The 22,237-nt window shown below is 49.3% G+C and carries 17 protein-coding genes; 3 read left to right on the top strand and 14 right to left on the bottom strand.

From position 1 onward, the window contains the following. Window positions 1-107 precede the first annotated feature (107 nt). Window positions 108-1,256 (top strand): response regulator, encoded by a 1,149-nt coding sequence (locus MKY96_RS21950; RefSeq protein WP_340943269.1) that lies wholly within the window; start codon window positions 108-110, stop codon window positions 1,254-1,256. 156 nt (window positions 1,257-1,412) lie between these two features. On the opposite strand, the gene MKY96_RS21955 is transcribed toward MKY96_RS21950, so the two are convergent. The 5 genes from MKY96_RS21955 to ilvB form a co-directional block, all read right to left on the bottom strand. Then, window positions 1,413-6,293 (bottom strand): SpaA isopeptide-forming pilin-related protein, encoded by a 4,881-nt coding sequence (locus tag MKY96_RS21955; RefSeq protein ID WP_340943271.1) that lies wholly within the window; start codon window positions 6,291-6,293, stop codon window positions 1,413-1,415. Window positions 6,294-6,754: 461 nt separating this feature from the next. After that, a complete protein-coding gene (locus MKY96_RS21960) occupies window positions 6,755-8,296 on the bottom strand; it encodes a 2-isopropylmalate synthase (RefSeq protein WP_036727673.1) in 1,542 nt (513 codons plus the stop codon). 107 nt (window positions 8,297-8,403) lie between these two features. Then, the gene (gene ilvC / locus MKY96_RS21965) at window positions 8,404-9,396 is read right to left on the bottom strand and encodes a ketol-acid reductoisomerase (RefSeq protein ID WP_340943272.1); all 993 of its coding nucleotides are present in this window, start codon (window positions 9,394-9,396) and stop codon (window positions 8,404-8,406) included. 186 nt (window positions 9,397-9,582) lie between these two features. Next, window positions 9,583-10,062: an acetolactate synthase small subunit gene (gene ilvN / locus MKY96_RS21970; RefSeq protein ID WP_036696181.1), complete on the bottom strand. Its 480-nt coding sequence runs from the start codon at window positions 10,060-10,062 to the stop codon at window positions 9,583-9,585. 5 nt (window positions 10,063-10,067) lie between these two features. Continuing rightward, window positions 10,068-11,819: a biosynthetic-type acetolactate synthase large subunit gene (gene ilvB, locus MKY96_RS21975; RefSeq protein ID WP_340943276.1), complete on the bottom strand. Its 1,752-nt coding sequence runs from the start codon at window positions 11,817-11,819 to the stop codon at window positions 10,068-10,070. A gap of 620 nt (window positions 11,820-12,439) precedes the next feature. Between ilvB and MKY96_RS21980 the strand changes: the two genes are divergently transcribed. Next, a complete protein-coding gene (locus MKY96_RS21980; protein WP_340943278.1) occupies window positions 12,440-12,886 on the top strand; it encodes a GNAT family N-acetyltransferase in 447 nt (148 codons plus the stop codon). A 22-nt stretch (window positions 12,887-12,908) separates the two neighbouring features. Here MKY96_RS21980 and MKY96_RS21985 read toward each other — a convergent pair whose 3' ends face one another. The 5 genes from MKY96_RS21985 to MKY96_RS22005 form a co-directional block, all read right to left on the bottom strand. Beyond that, window positions 12,909-13,259, bottom strand: a complete 351-nt coding sequence (locus tag MKY96_RS21985; RefSeq protein ID WP_340943279.1) for a hypothetical protein — start codon at window positions 13,257-13,259, stop codon at window positions 12,909-12,911. Window positions 13,260-13,531: 272 nt separating this feature from the next. Next, window positions 13,532-14,488, bottom strand: a complete 957-nt coding sequence (locus MKY96_RS21990) for an ABC transporter permease (protein WP_340943280.1) — start codon at window positions 14,486-14,488, stop codon at window positions 13,532-13,534. Beyond that, window positions 14,489-15,565: an ABC transporter permease gene (locus MKY96_RS21995; RefSeq protein WP_340943281.1), complete on the bottom strand. Its 1,077-nt coding sequence runs from the start codon at window positions 15,563-15,565 to the stop codon at window positions 14,489-14,491. Further along, entirely contained in the window at window positions 15,558-17,096 is a 1,539-nt protein-coding gene (locus tag MKY96_RS22000; RefSeq protein WP_340943285.1) for an ABC transporter ATP-binding protein, read from the bottom strand. The genes MKY96_RS21995 and MKY96_RS22000 overlap by 8 nt, the downstream gene beginning before the upstream one ends. Window positions 17,097-17,275: 179 nt before the next feature. Further along, entirely contained in the window at window positions 17,276-18,358 is a 1,083-nt protein-coding gene (locus MKY96_RS22005; protein WP_340943286.1) for a BMP family lipoprotein, read from the bottom strand. A gap of 308 nt (window positions 18,359-18,666) precedes the next feature. Here MKY96_RS22005 and MKY96_RS22010 point away from each other — a divergent pair, with 308 nt between their 5' ends. Beyond that, window positions 18,667-19,209 (top strand): acyl-CoA thioesterase, encoded by a 543-nt coding sequence (locus tag MKY96_RS22010; protein ID WP_340943288.1) that lies wholly within the window; start codon window positions 18,667-18,669, stop codon window positions 19,207-19,209. Between the two features lie 85 nt (window positions 19,210-19,294). On the opposite strand, the gene rplT is transcribed toward MKY96_RS22010, so the two are convergent. From rplT to MKY96_RS22030, 4 genes are all read right to left on the bottom strand, one after another. After that, entirely contained in the window at window positions 19,295-19,654 is a 360-nt protein-coding gene (gene rplT / locus MKY96_RS22015; RefSeq protein WP_036649386.1) for a 50S ribosomal protein L20, read from the bottom strand. A gap of 31 nt (window positions 19,655-19,685) precedes the next feature. Continuing rightward, window positions 19,686-19,886 carry a 50S ribosomal protein L35 gene (gene rpmI, locus MKY96_RS22020; RefSeq protein ID WP_036696104.1) on the bottom strand — a complete coding sequence of 67 codons (201 nt, stop codon included), beginning with the start codon at window positions 19,884-19,886 and terminating at the stop codon, window positions 19,686-19,688. Between the two features lie 57 nt (window positions 19,887-19,943). Then, on the bottom strand, window positions 19,944-20,441 hold the full coding sequence (gene infC, locus MKY96_RS22025) for a translation initiation factor IF-3 (RefSeq protein ID WP_036696103.1): 498 nt from the start codon (window positions 20,439-20,441) through the stop codon (window positions 19,944-19,946). A gap of 284 nt (window positions 20,442-20,725) precedes the next feature. Further along, window positions 20,726-21,967, bottom strand: coding sequence for a glycosyltransferase family 2 protein (locus MKY96_RS22030; protein ID WP_340943290.1), 1,242 nt, complete (start codon window positions 21,965-21,967; stop codon window positions 20,726-20,728). Window positions 21,968-22,237 lie beyond the last annotated feature (270 nt).

The raw sequence follows: 22,237 nt of genomic DNA on the forward strand, positions 1-22,237 counted from the left end.
TCAGCCTCAAGTGCAAGCTCAGAGGGAGGATAACCCGCATCCTTGTCGAATTATCCTTAAACAGCCTATGACAAGACAACATTCCTTAATGAAGTGGTGGGATAGACATGATTCAGGCCTTGCTGGTAGATGATGAACGGCTTGCTCTTATGAAGCTGAAAATGATGCTGGAGGAACTGACAACTATAAATGTAATCGCTGCTTATACTGATCCCTCCGAGGCGGTTAATGCAGTGCCGCTGCTACGCCCTGATGTGATTTTCCTCGACATTGATATGCCTGAGATGAATGGCGTCCAGGCTGCGGAGGCCATGCAAAGGCTGTGCCCGCAGGCAAGCATCGTATTTGTGACTGCCCATAACAGCTACGCCATCGAGGCGTTCGAGCTGTATGCGCTTGATTATGTTCTTAAGCCTGTACAGCGTGGCCGTCTGCTGAAGACCATTGAGCGGCTGGAGGAGCGTGTCAGCCAGGCACAGGAGGATGCCCGCAAGCCTGACCAGACCGTCATGATCCGCAGCTTCCAGTCCTTAAGATTCGAACGCAGCGGCCAGCCGCTGCCCAATATCCGCTGGCGCACCTCCAAGGCACAGGAATTATTTGCTTATTTATTTCATAACCGCAACCGGTTCGTAAGCAAAGATACCCTAACCGATCTGCTGTGGCCCGATTTCAATCTCAAGAAGGCCTCCACTCATCTTTATACAACGATTTATCAGGTTCGGCAATGCCTGAAGCAGGCCGGAATCGATCTGCAGATCAGCAATGCCAGCGGAGGAGAAGGCTACACCCTGGAGACCGGCAGCCTGCTGATAGACAGCTACGAATGGGAGAAGGGCATTCTGACTCAAGATGCCATCAATAAGGACAACTATGAGGAGCATCAGCGGTTGTTCGATTTCTATTCGGGCGACTATCTGAACGATTACGATTACCTCTGGGCGGAAGGGGAACGGCAGCGTCTGCGGACCATCTGGCTGCATCACGCAATGAATATCGCCGAATTCTATGTCAGCAGCGGACGGATACCGGAAGCGGTGACTGTGTACCAGAGAGTGGTGCAGCTCCAGCCTTATTTTGAACAGGGGCATCTCGGGCTGATGAAGGTCTACGACAGCATTGGGGAGCGTTCAGCGGTAGAGGAACAATATCATATTCTGACGGATTTACTGAAGCGGGAACTCGGCGTGAAGCCGCCCGCGAGTATTAAGCGCTGGTATGAGGAATGGAAGCATCTTAACCTCAGAAGCATGTGATTCTCCGTAAATAGAAACGGCAATACTGACCTTTCAGGGGACAGTATTATTTCAGCGACTTTATATTTATAACAGCAAAGACACCCGCAGCAGGCTGCGGGTGTCTTTGTGTATGCTGCCATATTAGCTGGTTAATACCTGCTAAGGTGCATTCTCCTACATTTTCTTGCGGGCATTGAATCTTCTGGCCAGTACCGCTCCCAGAATAATCAATCCGCCGCCAGTCAGATACAGCGGGAGAGGACTTTCTTCTCCGGTCTGTGGAAGCTTGCCGGGAAGTCCGCTGTTGTTGCCTTTGTCAGTTGGTTCTGTAACCGTGCCCTTAGGCACTTCATCGACGCCAACTTCAATTGTAATCTCTTCTTCATTGCCGTCTTCATCTGTTACGACAATCGTGAATTTATCCTTGCCGGTGTAGCCTGGATCAGGAGTATATGTCCATTTGCCATCCGGTGTAATAGTTACCGTACCATGTGCCGGCTGTTCGCCGATGCTAGGAATACCTCCCAGCGGGATCTCGCCGTCGATAGGCACTTCTTCAATCGTAGTCACCTGTGTGGCTTGCGGCGTTGGAGTGCTAACCGTTCCAGGCTGGGCCGGTGTTGCTGCTGGCGTCACCTGTGGTGTTGCCGTTACTCCTGGCGTACTTGAAGCAGCCGGAGTCCCCGTTGGCGCTGGCGTTACCGATGGTGTCGGCGTTGGTGTACCGATAACTCCAGGAATGCTTGATGGTTCAGGTGTCGGTGTATAGTACACCGGCGGTGATGTTGGTACTGGTGTTGATGTTGGTACTGGTGTTGATGTTGGTACTGGTGTTGATGTTGGTACTGTAACTGGCGTCGGTGTTGCTGTTGGTGTCACCGGCGTTGGTGTTGGTGTCGCTGGTTGTTCTGTCGGCGGTGTCGTTATTTTTTGGTTAGTAATTGGTAACAGCACCTTTTGCACGCCGGAATCAATCGTTACAGAATGCTCTGTTGTGCTCAGAACATAACCTTCCGGAGCTGTAATTTCCTTCAGAATATAATTCCCCAGCTTCAGAGATGTGAATACCAGTTCACCATTTGCATCTGTTTTTCCGCTTACCACCAATTTCTTGGCGGAATCATACAGTCCGAACTCTGCTCCTGCAAGCTTTTTGTTCGTATCCTCCCCAGCAACCTTCGTTACTTTGAGTGAGCCGAGGATTTCAACAGGAATCAGTTTGTTCGTGATTGGGGCCAATACCTTCTGTACGCCTGAATCAATGGTTACGGTGTGCTCTGTTGCATCCAGCACATAACCAGCCGGAGCAGCAAGCTCCTTCAGTGTGTATGTTCCCAGCTTCAGCGATTTGAATTCCAATACGCCGTTAGTGTCTGTTTTACCACTTGCCACTAATTTCTTAGCGGAATCATACAGTCCGAACTCTGCACCTTCCAGCTTCTTGTTCGTATCCTCACCAGCAACCTTCGTCACTTTGAGCGAACCGAGGACTTCGACTGGAATCAGTTTGTTTGTGATTGGTAAAAGTACTTTTTGTACGCCTGAATCAATGGTTACGGTGTGCTCTGTTGCATCCAGCACATAACCAGCCGGAGCAGCAAGCTCCTTCAGTGTGTATGTTCCGAGCTTCAGCGATTTGAATTCCAATACGCCGTCTGCGTCTGTTTTACCGCTTGCCACCAGCTTCTTGGCGGAATCATACAGTCCGAACTCTGCGTCTTTAAGCTTCTTGCTGGCATCCTGCTCCGCAACCTTAGTCAACTTGAGCGAGCCGAAGACTTCGGCAGGAATCAGTGCGTTAGTTACTGTAACAGTTTTCTCTTGTGATGGATCAATGGTAACATTAATGACTTTGGTATCCAGGATATAACCGGCAGGAGCGGTTTTCTCCTTCAGGGTATACTCCCCGCCCTTAAGCTTAGTGAATTTCAGCTCACCATTCGCATCGGTTGTTTTCGTTCCCACCAGTGCGTTCTTGGAGTCGTACAGTTCGAATACTGCGCCTTCCAGCTTCTTGGAGGAATCATTCACATCCAACTTGGTCAGCTTGAGTGAACCGAAGAAATCATTCTTGACGGTTAGCTGTACGGCCGTAGACGAATTGATTGTCACCTTAATCTCTGAGCTGTCCAGCGAATAGCCTGCCGGAGCTTTAGTTTCCTTCAGTACATATTTACCAGCCTTAAGATTTGTGAAAGTCAGGGTTCCGTCTGCTGCAGAAGTCTGTTTTTGAGTCTCCTTCAGTTCAGTTCCAATCACCCGTGAGAGTGCGAACTCAGCGCCTTTAAGCTTTTCATCGCCGGCCTGATTCGTCTTGGTTACAATTAGCGAACCTTTTACACCACTACCTGTACCGGAGGTGTCTACAATTTGAATGCTCTTGTCAGATGTAATAGGTTTTGTAATCCGATTTACACCGTCGCCGCTAAACGATATAGCGTTTTTCACTTGTACATTATTTCCGGCTTCAGTGACGACAGTCTGATAAGCCAGAATGTACGGCTTGCTGATCGGGTTCGGGTTCAGGAAGACAAGCTCGAAGCTTTCTTTACCGTCAGTGCCGGTTTTGAAAGTAAGCGTATAATCTACATCCTTCTTCAGTTCATTCCCCGGGGTTCCTGCATTCCCATTCTGATCAACAGTCGTTTCAAAGAGATGGAAGCTGTCCGGCAGCAGCACCTGATTCGAGCTAGGATCATCTACCAGTTTAACGTTTTTGACAACGGACTGGTTGGCGTTGATGACCACTTTCCAGTTCAGAAGAGTCTGATCATTGTTATCCTGTGTAAAACCTTTGGCGATATACTCTCCGCCCTTAGGAATCGGTACTGTTGCTTCCAGAGGCTTAGAAACCGGGTTGTTGTCTTTATCGTATAAGGTGGCTGTATTCTTTACAGTACCTTTATTAACATCCCCGTCAATGAATTCCGTGCTAAAGACCACTTCGAAGGCATAATCCACCTTCTCTTTGAATTTCACGGTAAGTTGTTTGTCTGTGACGTTCAGTTCGTATTTCGAAGCATCTATCACAGCACCTCTAACAGGATTTCCATTCTCTTCATAATCAAATCTATAGACTACTGCAGTTACACTAGTTGCTTTCTGACCTGCGGGAATTGTATCCACCAGCGTAGCTCCTGCAGCCAGCTCCCGTTTATTATAGTTGGCTCTTACTGTCCAAGTAAGCTGTTTGGTCTTTACATCGTATGAACCTGTTTTATTACCGTTGTTCTTGACTTCAGACCGCGGATCAAAGGTTGCATCACCCTTAATGCTTTGATCCTTGCCGTTAGCATCCTTCCAATCAAGCTGTGCGGTGTTCTTGAAGCTGGTCGCACCACTCTGCAATTTGTAATAGTCAAAACTGGTTGTATACGTCACCGTAAACGGCTTATTGATCGGCTTAGAGAATGTGATGGTGAACCCGTCACCCTTGGCATAATTCGAACCGTTTGGTGTAATCGTATAATCTGCGCTGTTCATAGCTGGTGTCAAAGTGATATTGATCGGCTCGCTTAATTTCAACCCGCCATTATCAAAGGTATCCTTCAGCACCAGATCGTTCATCACTCTACCATCTTTGTTTACCTCAATGGTCCACTTTACAGTTTTATTCAAATAGTCAACATCGGCAAAATTTTTCTTAACTATTTGCTGGAAAATATCCCGTTGATCTCCTTTAGTCTCACCATTGTAAGTAACATCATTACGGATCGTTTCTGTATTACCGTATACACGGTCTTTGACCTTTGTTTTATAGACAATTTTGTAAGCTGAGTTGATATCATTATTAAATTTCAGTTCGAACCCGGTCTTGCCTTCTGGGGTCGAAGTCGCAGTAGTAATTGTATAATCCGTTCCCTTAGTTAGGGTGCCGTCTTCACTAGCATTGCCATTCTGGTCCAGTTTGATCTTATAGACCACTACTGAATCTTCAACCAACACCTGGGAGTCGTTAAAATAATCCAGCAACACCGCATTCGCGGATGTAATGGTTTGTACGTTATAGTTGAATTGAATTTCCCAAGGAATTGTTTCGGTCACGGGATCGAAGTTTCCTGTTGCAATTTTCTTCAACGGTGCTCCGCGCACAATATCAACCGTCTTAGAAGAACTCTTATCGATTCCTTCACCCGTAAGTGTAGCTGTATTGGTGAAATTTTTAGCCGATGTATTTGTAATCTTGGTCGAGAATGTCACCCGGTACGCATCTTTAATCGTATTATTAAACTTCACGTTCAAGCTACTTGCCGTGCTGCCTGAAGCATCATATTGATCCAAACCGATCTGTGCTCCCTGAGATGCATTCCCTTGAACATCCACGGCAAGCTTGTAGACCTTAATTGAACTTGGGTCAAGCTCCAGGCCTGCCAGAAGGGAGTCCGTAACGACTGCTTTGTATACTTCGTCCTGCACCGTGTTTACATCAACGGTCCAGAGGATACTGGACGGATTGTATTTTTGCGGCTGTGGAATTCCGTCCTTGGTAATGCTGGTGCCGCCCTTAGGATGGACTTTAATCACAATCGTATTATTCAGGTTCCCGGCGATCGGGAATAACAGCTCCTGAGTCGTGGTTCCTGTGACTTTGGTAGAGCTAAGTTTGGACGTCACATTGAAAGTACCGCCTACATCAAATAAGCCTTCGATTTCACTATTGAATGTAAGCACCACTTTGTTATCTGTACCTACTGTGTAGTCTCCGATACTGCCCGACTCCACTCCGTCGTAGAACAATTTTCCCGAGTAATTTTTATCGATTGCTAACTGGGAAGGCAACTGATACACGAACGTATCTCCACCCTTGTAGCCATGCGCTCCAGTCTCAGGGTCCGTTACCGGAAGCTTGAAGGTCAGCCCGACTTTAACCTCCGAATCAAGCTTATACACACTATCCGTGACCTGTGTGCCATTCTCATACACAGCCATCGTAACACTGGTGATGATATTATCCGTCCCATCCGCCTTAACCTTCGTCACGAACCCGAAACCGTTGGCAAACTGTGTAATCAGCATTACAACAACCAACCAGGCGCCTATCGTCTTTTTCTTCATATCACTATAACCTCTCTCTCTTTCTGCAAAATGATTGCTCCAGCGTCGCAATTACTCGTTCCAGCCTGCTTCTTCCCGATCGTCCCCCTGTCACTAATATGTATGTGGGCCTTCGATTTCGCTTGTACTGTACTTCCGTAACTTTACTTGCCGCCTCTGAACAATTTCTGAACAGATTATGAGATAAATCATAGATAACTTAAAAATAAAATATTTTTATCGACAAAAAAGTGGTTTCAAACGCTGAAAATGAGGAATCCGCCCTGAATTATGAACTATTTTTCATTTTTCCGACTCATCTTGTTCATTCTTTTTATGTAAAAGGTTGTTTCAAATCCTGCCCAGCTGGATTCTACCCCGGAATGCTCAGCGCAAAAAAATTTCAACAGATTTTTGAACAAAAAAAGAAGCCTCCCCGGACAAAATGAACTGGTCCGGTGAAGCTTCTTTAAATAGTTGAATTAGAGATTGGCATGCTCCCGCTTGGTGTAGGTCTTGCGCTTCTCAATCAGCTTGTTCAGTGCATCCAGGTAGGCTCTGGCACTCGCTTCCAGAATATCGGTGCTAAGTCCGCGGCCCTGTGCAGCCACCTCACCTTGAGAGAGCACTACATGTACCTCACCCTGAGCATCCTTCCCTCTGCTGACGGCTTTGATCGAATAATCGCCAAGTGTGACTTCTTCCCCTGTAGCCTGGTCAATAGCATTGTAGATCGCGTCTACCGATCCGTTGCCTTCGGCAACCGCCACAATCGGCTGCGGGTCCTGACCGTGTATAATCACCTTGGCGGTTGGAGTAGCCTCATTGCCATACGTAACATAAATTGTCTGCAGGCTGAAGGTCTCCGGCGTATCGATCAGCTTCTCTTCCAGAAGCGCAAGGATATCCTCGTCCGAGACTTCTTTTTTCTTATCTGCGAGATCCTTGAACTTGGCAAAAGCCGCATTGACCTCTTCCTCAGAGATATCATAGCCCAGATCACTCAGCTTATCGCGGAAAGCGTGACGGCCCGAATGCTTGCCGAGCACCAGCTTGCTTTCTTTGAGACCGATGGTTTCCGGTGTCATAATCTCGTAGGTCGTCTTCTCCTTCAGCATGCCATCCTGATGAATCCCGGATTCATGGGCGAAGGCATTCGCGCCGACAATCGCCTTGTTCCCCGGCACAACCATCCCTGTCAGCTTGCTGACGAGACGGCTGGTACGGGAGATTTCGGATAGGACCAGGGAGGTCTTGGCACCGAAATACTCACTGCGGGTCTCAAGCGCCAGAGCCACCTCTTCAATCGCTGTATTGCCGGCACGTTCCCCGATCCCGTTGATCGTACCCTCAATCTGGTCTGCGCCATTCTGAATGGCAGCCAGCGTATTGGCAGTAGCCATCCCCAGATCATTATGACAATGGGCGCTAAGCTGTACCCGCTCGATATCCGGCACCGTATCCTTCAGGAATTTGAAGATGGCACCGTATTCCGCCGGATTCAGGTAACCGACCGTATCTGGGATATTCACCACATTCGCACCCTCGCGGATCGCCATGGATACCATTTCAGCCATGAAATCACGCTCGGTACGGCCGGCGTCCTCCAGGGAGAATTCCAGCTTGGGAAAATACTTCTTGGCATAGCGGATCGCCGATTGTGCCGTTTCCAGCACCTGTGACTTCTCCATGCGCAGCTTATGCTGACGGTGTATCGGCGATGTAGCCAGGAAAATATGAATGCATGGGTCCTGTGCCCCCTGCAGCGCTTCCTTGACCGCATCAATATCGCTCTCTCTGGAACGGGACAGACCGATTACGGTGACGTTCTTGACCGCTCTGGCCACTGCGTTCACCGCAGCCAGATCTCCCGGCGAAGCGGCTGGAAAGCCTGCCTCCATCCGGTCAATTCCCAGCTTCTCCAGCTGGTAAGCGATTTCTACCTTCTCACGTGTATTGAGGTTCACACCCGGCGACTGCTCTCCGTCACGCAGTGTCGTGTCGAACACATGAATTTTCCGCATGCTGAGCACCTCCTGAAGATTGTCCATAAACCCTCAAATGCGGCCCGCAAAAATTACGGCCGCATCTGAGAATCACCTATGGTTCATTGTAATTGTAAGTATATGACCTATTTCTTAATCCAGTGCATCATTTCACGCAGCTGGCTGCCCACTACTTCTACCGGATGAGCGGCTTCATTGCGGCGGGTAGCTGTCAGGAAGGCACGGCCGGATTGGTTCTCAAGAATAAAGTCGCGGGCGAATTTACCCTGTTGAATGTCAGCCAGCACTTCTTTCATGGCTTTCTTGGTTTCGCTTGTAATGATGCGTGGTCCAGTTACATAGTCACCGTATTCCGCAGTGTTACTGATGGAATCGCGCATGCTGGACAATCCGCCTTCATATACCATGTCAACGATCAGCTTCAGCTCATGCAAGCACTCGAAGTAAGCCATCTCAGGCGCATATCCGGCTTCAGTCAATGTCTCGAAACCAGCCTTGATCAGTTCGGACACACCGCCGCAGAGAACAGCCTGTTCACCGAACAGATCCGTTTCTGTCTCTTCACGGAAGGAGGTTTCGATGACTCCGGCACGGGTACAGCCGATGCCTTTGGCATACGCCAGACCAATTGCCTTGGCATTGCCGGTTGCATCCTGTTCAATAGCGATCAGGCCGGGAACTCCGAAGCCTTCAACATAAGTACGGCGTACCATGTGTCCCGGGGATTTAGGAGCTACCAACAGCACATCAGCATCCTTAGGAGCTACGATTTGTCCGAAATGCACGTTGAAACCGTGGGAGAACATCAGAGCAGCGCCGTTCTTAAGGTTCGGTTCGATATCGTTCTTATATACAGATGCCTGAGTTTCGTCCGGCATGAGGATTTGCACCACATCTGCACGGGATACCGCTTCTGCTACAGACAATACTTCAAAGCCGTCATTCTTGGCAGTATCAAATGATTTGCCTTCACGCAGACCGATAACCACCTGAAGACCACTGTCACGCAGGTTCTGTGCCTGGGCATGTCCTTGGCTACCGTACCCGATTACTGCAATTGTCTTTCCCTTCAATACGCTAAGCTCTGCATCCTGTTCATAGTACGTTGTAACTGCCATGTCAAAATCCTCCTTTAATTTGGGACCCATCGTAAAGAGCGGGTGCTTCAAGAACACGTTGCTTATTAGTCTTACTATATAATGACGCGCTCCTCAAGCCCCCGCTCTTTCGCGGGCAACTCTAAGCTAATCTTAATAAATTAATGCACGCAAGCAGCAATTCGTTAAAGCTGTAAAATGTGACGATCAGGCATTCCCGCGAATCATTGCTGTTACGCCGGTTCGAGACAGCTCCTTGATGCCATATGGCTTCAACAGCTCGATCATGGCATCAATCTTGGTAGTATCCCCAACGACCTGTACAAGCAGGCTGGTTGAACCAATATCTACTACAGAAGCACGGAAGGTTTCGACTACACCCATAATCTCCGGCCGTTCTGACGGCTCTGCCTTCACTTTAATCAGCGCCAGCTCCCGGGCCACCATTGGTTTTGCGCCCAGATCAACCACCTTGATTACATCGATCAGCTTGTACAGCTGCTTCTCAATCTGCTCCAGGGTATGCTGGTCACCCAGTGTTACAATTACCATCCGGGACAATCCGACCTCTTCGGATTGTCCTACCGTAATACTCTCAATATTGAAGCCGCGGCGGCCGAATAATCCGGATACCCGCTGCAGCACCCCAGGCTGGTCATTTACAAGCACAGCAATCGTATGTCTCATCACTGTTATTCATCCCCCATCAGCATTTGATCAATGGTAGAGCCTTGAGTTACCATCGGATAGACATTCTCATCCTTTGGAACTACGAATTCTACCAGGACGGGTCCAGGTGTTTCCATGGCTTCTTTCCAGGCAGCGCCGGCTTCTTCCTTGTTGGTGGCACGCAGGCCCTTCACCCCGTAAGCTTCAGCCAGCTTTACAAAATCCGGACTTCCCGCCAGATCGGTATAGCTGTAACGCTTCTCATAGATCAGGTTCTGCCACTGGCGGACCATTCCGAGCACCTGATTGTTAATTACCACAATTTTGACCGGGATATTATGAATCGCACAGATCGCCAGCTCCTGGGAGCACATCTGCATCCCGCCGTCACCATTAATGGAGACAACCAGCCGCTGCGGATGGGCCATCTGTGCCCCGATTGCCGAAGGGAAGCCGAAGCCCATTGTTCCAAGGCCGCCTGAAGTAATCCAGGAGCGCGGATGGTTGAACTTGTAATATTGTGCAGCCCACATCTGGTGCTGACCTACATCCGTAGTTACAATAGCTTCGCCGTTAGTGGTGTCATTGATCATCTGGATGACCCATTGCGGCTTCAGCTCTGTCTCCGAATCCTTGTAGCGGTAAGGCTGGTCCAGCTTCCACTGGGCAATCTGCGTTCTCCAGGCATCAGCCTGGGAGGCACGCTTCACATCCGGGTTCAGCATTTCCAGAACCGTCTTCACATCGCCCACAATCGGGATATCGGTTGCTACATTCTTGCCGATCTCGGCCGGATCAATATCGATATGCACGATCTTCGCTTTCGGAGCGAAGCCGTCCAGCTTGCCGGTTACACGGTCGTCGAACCGGGCGCCGATGTTAATCAGCAGATCGCATTGCTGAATGGCATTGTTGGCCGTATAGGTGCCGTGCATTCCCGGCATGCCCATCCATAAATCTTCACCGCTCGGATAACATCCCAGACCCAGCAAGGTAGTCGTAATCGGAATCTCCGTACGCTTCACGAATTCATACATCGCCTCATGCGCTCCGGAGTAGATAACCCCGCCGCCTGCAATGATGATCGGACGCTCTGCAACAGCGATGGCCTTCACCAGCTTATCCAGCTGAAGCTTGTTAGGAACCGTGCGCGGATTGTAACCGCGAAGGTTAACTCCCTGCTGCTGAACCGGCGTGAACAAGGTCTTGGCGGCCGATACATCCTTCGGAATATCAATCAGTACCGGACCCTTACGGCCCGTATTCGCAATATGGAAGGCTTCATGAATAATACGCGGCAGATCTTCAACATCCCGTACCAGATAGCTGTGCTTCGTAATCGGCATCGTGATCCCGGTAATATCTGCTTCCTGGAAAGCATCTGTACCGATCAGGCTGGAGAATACGTTCCCGGTGATCACCACCAGCGGAACGGAGTCCATAAAGGCCGTAGCAATTCCGGTTACCAGATTAGTTGCTCCCGGACCTGAAGTCGCAATACATACGCCAGGCTTACCGCTCGCTCTTGCATACCCGTCAGCCGCATGGATCGCTCCCTGCTCGTGGCGTGTCAGAATGTGTTTGAAATCCTCGAAGCCATAAAGCGCATCATAGATATAAAGTACAGCCCCGCCCGGATATCCGAATACCGTATCTACACCTTCAAGTACCAGGCTGCGAAGCAGGATCTCAGACCCCGATACCACCTCAGGATTCTTCCATTTCTCACGTAACTGCTCTATCGACCGCACTTCTTCCGGTAATTGCGCGCTCATCAGTATTCCTCCCTTCGTTCGTTCACATGCATTATTCAAATGACAGGACGTCAGTATCCAACCTTTAATATTAGCGAACAGGTCTGAATCCTTCCTGTTTCAACAAAAAAACCTTTCGCCTCCCACGCGCAGAATAAGCGCGTGAGGGACGAAAGGTTTAGCTTCCGTGGTACCACCCATGTTTGCATAACATCTCACGATGATATGCCTTATCAGGATACAAAAATCCATCGATGTAGGCAGGGCCCAAATCTTCGTAACCTGAAGTCCCTAACGCGGACCAAACGATTCCCCCTAATAATTCCACCGCTCCTGCTGGTGGACCTTTCAGGGAAACAGCTCCGAGGTGAGCTCGTATATAAGGGATTCTGGTGGAGGTTGCAGCAATTCCTCTCACTCTCTGAACAAAAGAGCCCTTAAAACTTCGTCCTCATCATTGCCGATACATGTATGCTCGTTAAATGTTTAGACACATTATATGATTCCTCACACGGTTAGTCAATACCCATCTGCGGGTTATACCTTAAATTCTTCATAAAATCTTGTTCTATTGTTGCCGGAACGCCCACACCGCCCGGGGCATATGATGTACGACAATGCGTGGAAAGGGGGCAATATTTATGATTCGTTACCGCAGACCCAGGCAGGATGACACGATTATTTATGACTTGATTGAAAAGCAGCTTGTCCCGTTATCCCATCTTCCGCAGACAATCATTAATCAGGTCAGGAAGGATCTGCCCCGCCGCCTGGGACAGGGAGTCACACTTGTTGCTTGTCCCGACTACGACAGTGATCCGCTGGGGTTCGTGCATTTTCTGCTGCATGGCGATTTATTATACATTGATATGCTCGCCGTTGCCCCGGACGCAAGGCGTAAGCGATACGGAAATATGCTTATGGACAGGGCGGAGCGGTTTGCACTATCCCGTGCATGCCACAGAGCAAAGGTCTCTGTAGATACCGGAAATACCGCCGGTCTGAACTTTTATGAAAAACTGGGCTACAGCGTAGCCCGTTATCAACCGCAAAATTACTGTTATGAGCTTGAAAAACAGTTCCGCTGATGGAGCAGGCAAGCTCTATAGCTTAAAAGAATCCAATCGGCGGTATTCCATAACCAGGACCTGGGCCGTAGCCGCCATAAGGGCCGGGAACAGGACCATGGCCATAACCATAACCGCCCCCGTAAGGAGCACCGCCATACCCGTAGCCTCCGCCATAACCGTAAGGAGCCGTACCAATGGCCAGCAAATCAAACAATACGAGCGGAATCAGTGCCTTGGTTTGTACTTTTTTACCACTGATACGCTGTAGAATCAGCCGGTTGCCTGAGATGCGGACCAGCTTGCCCGTCACTTTGGAACCGTCTTTTTTAACCGCCACGATATGTTTGCCAATCAGCTTGATCACTTGTTGCTTCGTAACCGGGTGTGCCATAATATCCCTCCTGTAGTTGTTTCTTAACAGTCTATTCGCCTCACCCGGTATTTGCCTGTACATCCGCCCGCCTCCGGGCTGAAGTATCCGCAGCTGCTGCCTGCAATGATTACACCCCCCCCCACAAAGTGGGGTTTTAGCGTAGGTGATGACTCAGGTACTTTGCGGGGACCCCAAAACATATAAATTCTTATCTATCAAAAAAGCGCATTCCCGGAAATCCGGAAATGCGCTCTGTTGTGTTAAGCACTAGGAATGGTATACCTATAGCCTTAACGTTTGCTTGGGTCGTAAGGTTCACCAAGCGCCTTGGGTGCCGAAGAACGGCCCACTGCACTCACCAGTACGATAATGGTTAACACATAAGGAATCATGAAGATGAACTCCTGCGGAATGTTCTTGGACCATTCAAACAGCTGGACATAGTTGCGGATCGCCTGAGAGAAGCCGAAGAATACCGCAGCACCGAAGGCACCGAGCGGATTCCACTTCCCGAAGATCATCGCAGCAATGGCAATGAAGCCTTGTCCCGAGATCGTATTGTGCGCAAACGTACCTGTAGTAGTCAAGGTAATGGTAGCTCCGCCGATACCTGCCAGCAGTCCGCTCAGCATGACGCCGATATATCTCATCTTGTTGACATTGACACCCAAGGTATCAGCCGCACTCGGATGTTCACCGACTGCGCGCAGACGGAGTCCAAACGGAGTTTTGAACAGGATGAAATAAATAACAATGACTAAGATAATCGCCAGATAAGTGGTGGGATAGGAGTTAAATATCCCTTCTCCGATGACCGGAATCTTGGAGAGCCCGGGAATCGCCACTTTGCTGAATCCGTCGATCAGCGGAGTTTCGCCTGATCCTTCGAAGAACAGCTTAACCATGTACAGTGTGCTGCCTGCAGCCAGGAAGTTAATAACCGTACCGCTTATCGTCTGATCAGCCTTGAAGGTAATCGCAGCTACTGCATGGATCAGTGAACCGATTACTCCTACAGCCATGGCACAAAGCACACCGACCCAAGGAGCCCATTCGCCCATGCCTGCATCTTGAGCATAGTAGCCACCTACAGCAGCTGCAAAGGCACCAAACATCATTAAGCCTTCAAGTCCGATGTTCACGACGCCGGATCGTTCAGAGAAGATGCCGCCGAGGGAGGCAAATATTAGCGCTGTGGAAAAAACAAGCGTCGTATTGAGCAGTTGGCCTAAGACTACGAAGTCCATCTATAACACCTTCTCTTTCTTGCGCTTGAAGTAAAACGGTTTGAGCACCCAGCGTACAATGCCTTGCGCAGCAATGAAGAATATGATCGAACCGATTACAATACGGATCAGCTCCGGAGGCACATCCGCACCGAAGCTCATGCCTGCCGAACCGTATGTCAGCGTGCCGTATAGAATGGCAGCGAGAATGACACCCAGCGGATGGGTCAGTCCAAGCAGGGCAACAGCGATACCGTCAAATCCATAACCAGGTGAAGCTGCAAATACGGATTGATAATGGAAGACGCCAAGCACTTCACCAGCGCCTGCCAATCCTGCGAACACGCCGCTGATGAACATAGCCTTAACAACGTTACGTCCAACATTCATTCCTGCATATTCGGCAGCATGCGGGTTCAAGCCTACTGCGCGCATCTCGTAACCCTGCTTGGTCTTCCACAGATAGACATAGAAGAAGGTAGCTGCTGCCAGGGCAATCACGGTTCCCCAGTGCAGGCGGGCATTATCAAAGGTGGAGAAGAGGAAGGTCATGGATAGAGAAGCCGGATTATCCTCCGACCGGTTCTGCCCTTGCAGAAGCAGGAAGGTCCGGACAATATAATTCGACAGGAAGAGCGCAATCCAGTTCAACATGATCGTTGTGATAACTTCATTAATTCCGCGCTTGGCCTTCAGATATCCGGCAATACCGGCCCATAGCCCGCCGCACACAGCGGCTGCAATGACTGCAAGCGGGACTAACAGGAAGCCCGGCAATACCCCGCCAAGCTTAATGCCGACAACAGATGCAGCCGTCATTCCAATCATTACCTGCCCGTCCGCACCAATGTTAAACATCCCTGAGCGGAAGGCAAAGGCTACAGCCAGACCCGTCAGCATGAGCGGAGTCATCTCGCGGATCGCCTCACCGAAATCATACGGGCTGCCGAACACGCGCTTGAACAGCGCAGAGTAGGCTGCGATAGGATCGTAACCGCCAAACAGCATGACAATAGCACCCACCAGGAAGCCCATCAGAATCGCTACAAGCGGAACGATATAGCTGTCTGTTGCGAATATTTTCCGGAGTCTAGACATCCGCATGACCTCCCCGCTTCAAACTGCCCGCCATCATCAGACCCAGTTCCTGGTCATTCGTGTCCTGCGGGAATACTTCTCCGACAATCTGTCCTTCATAAATAACGGCAATCCGGTCAGATACATTCATAATTTCATCCAATTCAAAAGAGATCAGCAATACAGCCTTGCCTTGATCCCGCTGGGCAATGAGCTGCTTCTGCACAAATTCAATCGCCCCGACATCCAGACCGCGTGTTGGCTGTGCGGCAATAAGGAGAGTCGGATTCTTGTCTATTTCCCGCGCAATAATCGCTTTTTGTTGATTACCGCCGGATAAGGAGCGGGCTTTGTTCTCTATGGAAGGTGTGCGCACATCGAATTGTCTGACCAGATCTTCGGCATGCTTGTTAATCACATCTGTGTTCAAGAACCCGTTCTGGTTATATGGACTCTTATAATACGTCTCCAGAACCATGTTCTCGCTCACAGTGAAGTCCAGCACCAGACCATGCTTGTGACGGTCCTCCGGAATATGGGAGACATTCATTTCAGATACCTTGCGCGGTGACAGATTGGCAATCTCCTTGCCGGAGACCTGGATCGAACCTGAGTCAATCTTGCGCAGTCCGGTAATGGCCTGAATCAGCTCACTCTGGCCGTTACCGTCCACTCCGGCGATTCCGAGAATCTCCCCCGCCTTAACCTCGAAGCTCAGGCCGTTCAGCACAGGCACGCCATCCTTGCTCTTGCTGCTGACATTAGACAGCTTCAGAATGCTCTCGCCAATATGAGGCGGCTGCTTGTCCACTTTGAAGGTTACCCCGCGTCCGACCATCTTCTCAGCCAGCTCGTTAGGATTGGTCTCGGCAGTCTTCACCGTATCAATTACCTTACCACGCCGGATAATGGTGACACGGTCGGAAATCTGCATGATTTCTTTCAGCTTATGTGTAATCAGAATAATGGATTTACCTTCTGCAACGAGCCGCTTCATAATCGCCATCAGTTCTGTAATCTCCTGCGGCGTAAGTACAGCGGTAGGCTCGTCGAATATAAGTATATCCGCTCCGCGGTACAGGGTTTTCATAATTTCTACCCGTTGCTGCATGCCTACCGAAATGTCATGAATTTTGGCATTTGGATTGACTTGTAGCCCGTACTGCTCAGATAGCTTACGAACCTGCTCCGCAGCGGATTTATAGTCAATTTTAAGACCTTTCTTCGGTTCCATGCCCAGAACAATATTCTCGGTGACCGTAAAAGGATCAACAAGCTTGAAATGCTGGTGAACCATCCCAATGCCAAGCTCAATAGCTTTATTGGGGTTATCAATAATAACCGGTTTCCCGTCGATTTCGATGCTGCCTTCATCGGGCTGGTACAGTCCGAATACGATATTCATCAAGGTCGATTTGCCTGCCCCGTTCTCGCCCAGCAGCGCATGAATCTCCCCCTTTTCCAGCGTCAGACTAATAGAGTCGTTCGCAACGATACCGGGAAAGCGTTTTGTGATTTGCTTCAACTCTACGACAGGAGCCGCAGCACTCATGGAATCACCCTCATCACAGAATATATATAATATTGCCTTTAAGACACGGCTGTACCGCCCCAGACAGGACGGTACAGTTGTGATTGTCTATAACTAATGTTGTAACAGAGAACAAGGCCAGTACTTGAACCGGCCCTGCTTCGTCGTTATGTTAAATCGGGTAAAGGTGATGCAATGGATTACTCAGAAGGAACAACAATTGTTCCATCGATGATTTGTTTACTGTATTCGTCAACCTTAGCCAGAATATCAGCGCTAACGTTAGCTTTGGATGTTTCTGGGAGACCTACACCGTTGTCTTTCAGACTAAGAACAGTTGTAGTGCCGCCTTTGAATGTTCCGTCAACAACCTGCTGGGAAACCTTCTTAACTGCTTCGTCCACACGCTTGATCATGGAAGTCAGCGTTACGTCATCGCCAAATTCCAGAGACTGGTCTTTGTCAACGCCGATAACCCATACTTTACTGCCTCCGGCTTTGTTGCGGGATTTCGCTTCGTTGAATACACCGTTGCCTGTTGCGCCTGCAGCAGGGAAGATAATGTCGTTGCCATCATTATACAATGTTGCTGCCAAGGACTTACCGGTATCCGGCTTGTCATAAGCGCCTGCATAAGTGATTTTTACTGTTGCGTTAGGGTTAACCGCTTCTACGCCGGCTTTGAAGCCCACTTCGAAACGTTTGATAACCGGGCTTTCCATACCACCGATGAAACCAACTTTGTTGGTTTTGGTTGTCAGACCTGCAACCACACCTACCAGGAACGAACCTTCATTCTCGGCAAAGGTTACAGATTCAACGTTAGGAGCGTCCACTACACTGTCGATGATCGCCAGGTTAGCATTCGGGTTCTCTTTGGCAACCTTCAGTACGGCATCGCCAAGGTCGAAGCCGATTCCCCAAGTCAGATCATAGCCGCCTTTAACGAACTGGTTAAGGTTAGGCTCATAGTCTGCATTGGATTTACTCTGCAGGTATTTGATCTCAGCGCCGAATTCCTTCTCCATAGCCTCCAGTGCTTCCCAGGAAGACTGGTTAAAGGACTTATCGTTAACTCCGCCTACGTCAGTTACGAGACCAAGCTTGACAGCCTTAGGAGCCTCTGTTGGTGCTGGTGCTTCTGTGGCAGCTGCGTCGGTTGGTGCAGTAGTTGCTGTTCCAGCATTGGAGCCGGAATTAGCGCTGTTATTGTTACCGCAACCTGCCAGAATGACAGTGAAGGCCATAACCATAACCAATGATAGTTGGTAAAACTTCTTCATCGAAAGTGATCCCCCTTAGTAAATTGGATGTCTTCTGTGCTCTGCTTTGGACATACCATTAGTACAAATTATACCTGCAAAAAAAGCTAAAATCCAGTCTATTAATGACCTCAGGTCAATAATAATTTGCATTTTTCAACAAGAAATCGCTTACCTTGACACAAGCTGTTATCTTTATGTCCGATATATGTTAGAAAACCTCAAAATGTAGCTTATGGCTCCAAGTGCATTAACATTATTATTGCACAGGGAAAGCTTTTCTATTATCATGTATGATTACATCTTGTACGCAAAGGGAGTTACTGAAAATGGAACAAGAACACACACCACAAGCTGCACCCGACTTCAAATACTGTCACGAATCCCGCGTATTCAAAACCGGCCGTGTCTTCCCGAATGATGTGAACAATCACAAGACCCTGTTCGGCGGCAAGCTGATGAGCACCATTGATGAAGTGGCCTCCATCTCGGCCATGCGCCACTGCCGGGTCAACGTGGTAACAGCATCCGCTGACTCTGTCGACTTCCTCCTGCCGATCCGGCCGACGGATTCCGTCTGCTTCGAATCCTTTGTCTCCTGGACGGGCCGCACCAGCATTGAGGTATTCGTCAAGATTATCTCCGAGAATCTATACACAGGCGAACGCGCCGTTGCCGCAACTTCCTTCCTGACCTTCGTAGCCATGAATGAAGACGGCACTACAGCTCCTGTTCCGGCCATCGTGGCCCAGACCGACGAAGAGAAGCTGATCTGCCAGTCTGCTGACGAGCGGTCTGCGCTGCGCAAGCTGAGACGCTCCAGCAGCAAGAAACTCGCTGCGCTGCTTAGCACAACGAAATACTGGGAATAGCCGTCCATCCGGAGGTTCCCACCGCGCAAAAAAAGCACCGTCACACGGGAGAACCCGCAGGCGGTGCTTTTCGGTTTATATCGTCTTACGCGTTGATCTTCTCTTTGGCAACAACAGCCAGGGAGTTGAAGGCGTTCAGATCATTCACTGCCAGATCAGCCAGCATCTTACGGTTCACTTCTACACCAGCCAATTTCAGGCCGTATACAAGCTTGCTGTAAGACAGACCGTTCAAACGGGCTGCAGCGTTGATACGAACGATCCACAGTCTGCGGAAGTTACGTTTCGTCTGACGACGGTCACGGTATGCGTAAACCATCGATTTCATTACTTGCTCTTTAGCTGTTTTGAAAATGCGGTGCTTGGAACCGAAGTAACCCTTTGCCAGCTTCAATACTTTTTTATGTCTACGACGAACTACAAATCCGCCTTTAACTCTTGCCATATTAATAAACCTCCCAAAAATGTGTGATTAACTATTTCAAGTTAGCGAGTCCTTGTTTCAAACGTCTTACATCCCCAGGGGCCATTACCGGATTGCCGTTCAATACGCGTTTTGCACGTTTCGATTTGTGGGACAGCAAGTGGTTCTTGTGAGCTTTGTAACGCAATACTTTACCAGTTCCAGTGATCTTGAAGCGGCCTTTCAGGCTGCTATGTGTTTTCATTTTAGGCATGGTGTTTCCTCCTTGAATATTATGCGGCGCCAAATTGCTATGCAAGTGACTCCAGGATTATTGGGGCTTCGGAGCCAGAATCATAATCATGCTGCGGCCTTCCAGCTTAGGCTGGCGCTCTACAACAGCAATTTCTTCTACTTCGCTCTTCACGCGCTCCAGGATCTTCTGGCCGATACTAGCGTGGGTAATCTCACGGCCGCGGAAACGGACGGAGCACTTCACTTTATCGCCTTCGCCCAGGAACTTGATTACATTGCGGAACTTGGTCTGATAATCATGTTCCTCAATGTTTGCACGGAACCAGACTTCCTTGAGATCCACGATCTTCTGGTTCTTGCGGGCTTCCTTCTCTTTCTTCTGCGTTTCATAACGGAACTTGCCGTAATCCATGATGCGGCATACCGGCGGCTTCGCCTGCGGTGCTACGTTGACTAAATCCAGATTAAGATCGATCGCCATTTGTAACGCCTCGCGGATCGGCTTGATCCCGATTTGTTCACCCTCTGCTCCGACCAGCCGAACCTCTTTGGCACGAATTTCATCATTGATCATATGTTCCTTACTGATAATCCTCCACCTCCGAATAATTTTCAGATAATATATTACGGTTCTCCATAAAAAAGGGATGCCGGTAATTCCCCGACACCCCGTTTGATCAACGTTCATGAATTGTAACCATTCATAAAGCATTGAGATCAAAACCAGCAGGCTGTTAGCCAGTCAGGTGAGAAGCCGGTGCTTCTGCTTGCAATCCCTATGTTTTGCACACTTGAATACTATACATCATCAGACCGAAGGTGTCAACACCTTCTGAAATTATTAATTTACAGTGCGGATTATGAAACCTGCTTGCTCTGCACTTCCTCCAGCCGGACTACGCGCGTATGCTTGGTATGACTCCACTGCTTGTTGTTCTGCGTGAAGAACGCATAGAACGTAATGGGATACCACGAGAGCAGATAGACCGGGAACACCAGCAGGTACAGATAGACCTTCTTGAACTTCACCCGCTCCAGCGCCATGGCCAGCAGGAAGGTCAGAATATTGGCACCTACGGCAAAGTACCCGAGCCACAGCGGCAGATGTCCGTAAATATTCGCAATATGCGGACCGTCGAACACAGCATTATCCACAAACATTACGGCAGTCATCAGGAACGTCAGCAACACAATGTATACGTTCGCTCCGTACAGAGCCAGGTCAAACTTCGTCAGGCTGCGTTCCTTGATCCCCTGCCACAGCAGCGGGAAGAAGTAACGGCGGGCTACGGTGAAGTGACCCTGCATCCAGCGCAGACGCTGTCTGGAGGAAGCCTTGAAGGTAAGCGGCTTCTCATCGAATACTTTGGCATCATAATTAAATCTTGGATATACGCCCTTGGAGGCGCTGCGCATGGTGAATTCCAAATCCTCAACCAGACTGGTTGCGCCCCAGCCCATTTCCTTCAGCAGGTTCGTCTCGAAGCACATGCCTGTTCCGCCGAGGAAGTTGGCCATCTTCAGATTATGGCGCGACAGCTGCCACAGCCGGTTGATGTACCAGTAGGATACACCGTAAGCAGCCGTGATCCAGGAATCCTCCGGGTTCTTCGTATCAATGTAGCCTTGAATGACCCGTCCGCCTGAACACAGATCGTTGTTCATCTCTGTCAGGAACTCTGTATGTGCGAGGTTGTCGGCATCGAACATGACTACAGCGTCGTACTGACGGGGCAGCGCCCACAGCTCCTTCAGCATCCACTCGATGGCATAGCCTTTACCGCGCAGGTTGCTGTTGGTACGCACACAGGCATTCATGCCGTGCTCCCGCACGATCGCAGCGGTATTATCCGTACAGTTGTCACAGATGACAAATACATCGTACAGTTCCTGGGGATAATTAAGCTGCTTCAGGTTTTCCATCAGAGCGCCGACCACTTCTTCCTCGTTGTGTGCGGCGACCAGTACGGCAAATGACTTTTGCGGCGCATGCCTAACCTTGTTCTTCTTCTTGCGCAGTCCAAACAGCGAAAATCCGAACTGATAAACTGCGATTGCCGCCAAGATCACTTGGAGCGTAACAAACAATGCGTCTGTCATGATCTTTAGATGCCCCCTTTTTCCAAATCTTGATGTTTTTTCTCTTTCTCTCTCTCTAACTTGCTAACGTTCTATCTGACCCTTTTGTTGCATCCCTTACTGTAGACAAGAATTTCCCCTTAGTTCCGGGCAGGATTCCGAATTTGTATGGTCCCGTTTCACAAGATATGAATATGGATTCCAGTGTACTGGCTGGCTCCTTATTTCTCTGTTACCTTATAAACGCGATCTTCCTGCTTGAATCATTGTAGTCGCTTTGGGGCTCACAAG

The sequence above is a fragment of the Paenibacillus sp. FSL R7-0302 genome (assembly GCF_038006885.1).
GTDB lineage: Bacteria > Bacillota > Bacilli > Paenibacillales > Paenibacillaceae > Paenibacillus_AQ.

What these genes read in the sequence shown, in the direction of transcription:
- MKY96_RS21950 (WP_340943269.1), top strand. Translation starts at nt 108, where the DNA reads ATGATTCAGGCCTTGCTGGTAGATGATGAACGGCTTGCTCTTATGAAG.
- MKY96_RS21955 (WP_340943271.1), bottom strand. Translation starts at nt 6,293, where the DNA reads ATGAAGAAAAAGACGATAGGCGCCTGGTTGGTTGTTGTAATGCTGATT.
- MKY96_RS21960 (WP_036727673.1), bottom strand. Translation starts at nt 8,296, where the DNA reads ATGCGGAAAATTCATGTGTTCGACACGACACTGCGTGACGGAGAGCAG.
- ilvC (WP_340943272.1), bottom strand. Translation starts at nt 9,396, where the DNA reads ATGGCAGTTACAACGTACTATGAACAGGATGCAGAGCTTAGCGTATTG.
- ilvN (WP_036696181.1), bottom strand. Translation starts at nt 10,062, where the DNA reads ATGAGACATACGATTGCTGTGCTTGTAAATGACCAGCCTGGGGTGCTG.
- ilvB (WP_340943276.1), bottom strand. Translation starts at nt 11,819, where the DNA reads ATGAGCGCGCAATTACCGGAAGAAGTGCGGTCGATAGAGCAGTTACGT.
- MKY96_RS21980 (WP_340943278.1), top strand. Translation starts at nt 12,440, where the DNA reads ATGATTCGTTACCGCAGACCCAGGCAGGATGACACGATTATTTATGAC.
- MKY96_RS21985 (WP_340943279.1), bottom strand. Translation starts at nt 13,259, where the DNA reads ATGGCACACCCGGTTACGAAGCAACAAGTGATCAAGCTGATTGGCAAA.
- MKY96_RS21990 (WP_340943280.1), bottom strand. Translation starts at nt 14,488, where the DNA reads ATGGACTTCGTAGTCTTAGGCCAACTGCTCAATACGACGCTTGTTTTT.
- MKY96_RS21995 (WP_340943281.1), bottom strand. Translation starts at nt 15,565, where the DNA reads ATGTCTAGACTCCGGAAAATATTCGCAACAGACAGCTATATCGTTCCG.
- MKY96_RS22000 (WP_340943285.1), bottom strand. Translation starts at nt 17,096, where the DNA reads ATGAGTGCTGCGGCTCCTGTCGTAGAGTTGAAGCAAATCACAAAACGC.
- MKY96_RS22005 (WP_340943286.1), bottom strand. Translation starts at nt 18,358, where the DNA reads ATGAAGAAGTTTTACCAACTATCATTGGTTATGGTTATGGCCTTCACT.
- MKY96_RS22010 (WP_340943288.1), top strand. Translation starts at nt 18,667, where the DNA reads ATGGAACAAGAACACACACCACAAGCTGCACCCGACTTCAAATACTGT.
- rplT (WP_036649386.1), bottom strand. Translation starts at nt 19,654, where the DNA reads ATGGCAAGAGTTAAAGGCGGATTTGTAGTTCGTCGTAGACATAAAAAA.
- rpmI (WP_036696104.1), bottom strand. Translation starts at nt 19,886, where the DNA reads ATGCCTAAAATGAAAACACATAGCAGCCTGAAAGGCCGCTTCAAGATC.
- infC (WP_036696103.1), bottom strand. Translation starts at nt 20,441, where the DNA reads ATGATCAATGATGAAATTCGTGCCAAAGAGGTTCGGCTGGTCGGAGCA.
- MKY96_RS22030 (WP_340943290.1), bottom strand. Translation starts at nt 21,967, where the DNA reads ATGACAGACGCATTGTTTGTTACGCTCCAAGTGATCTTGGCGGCAATC.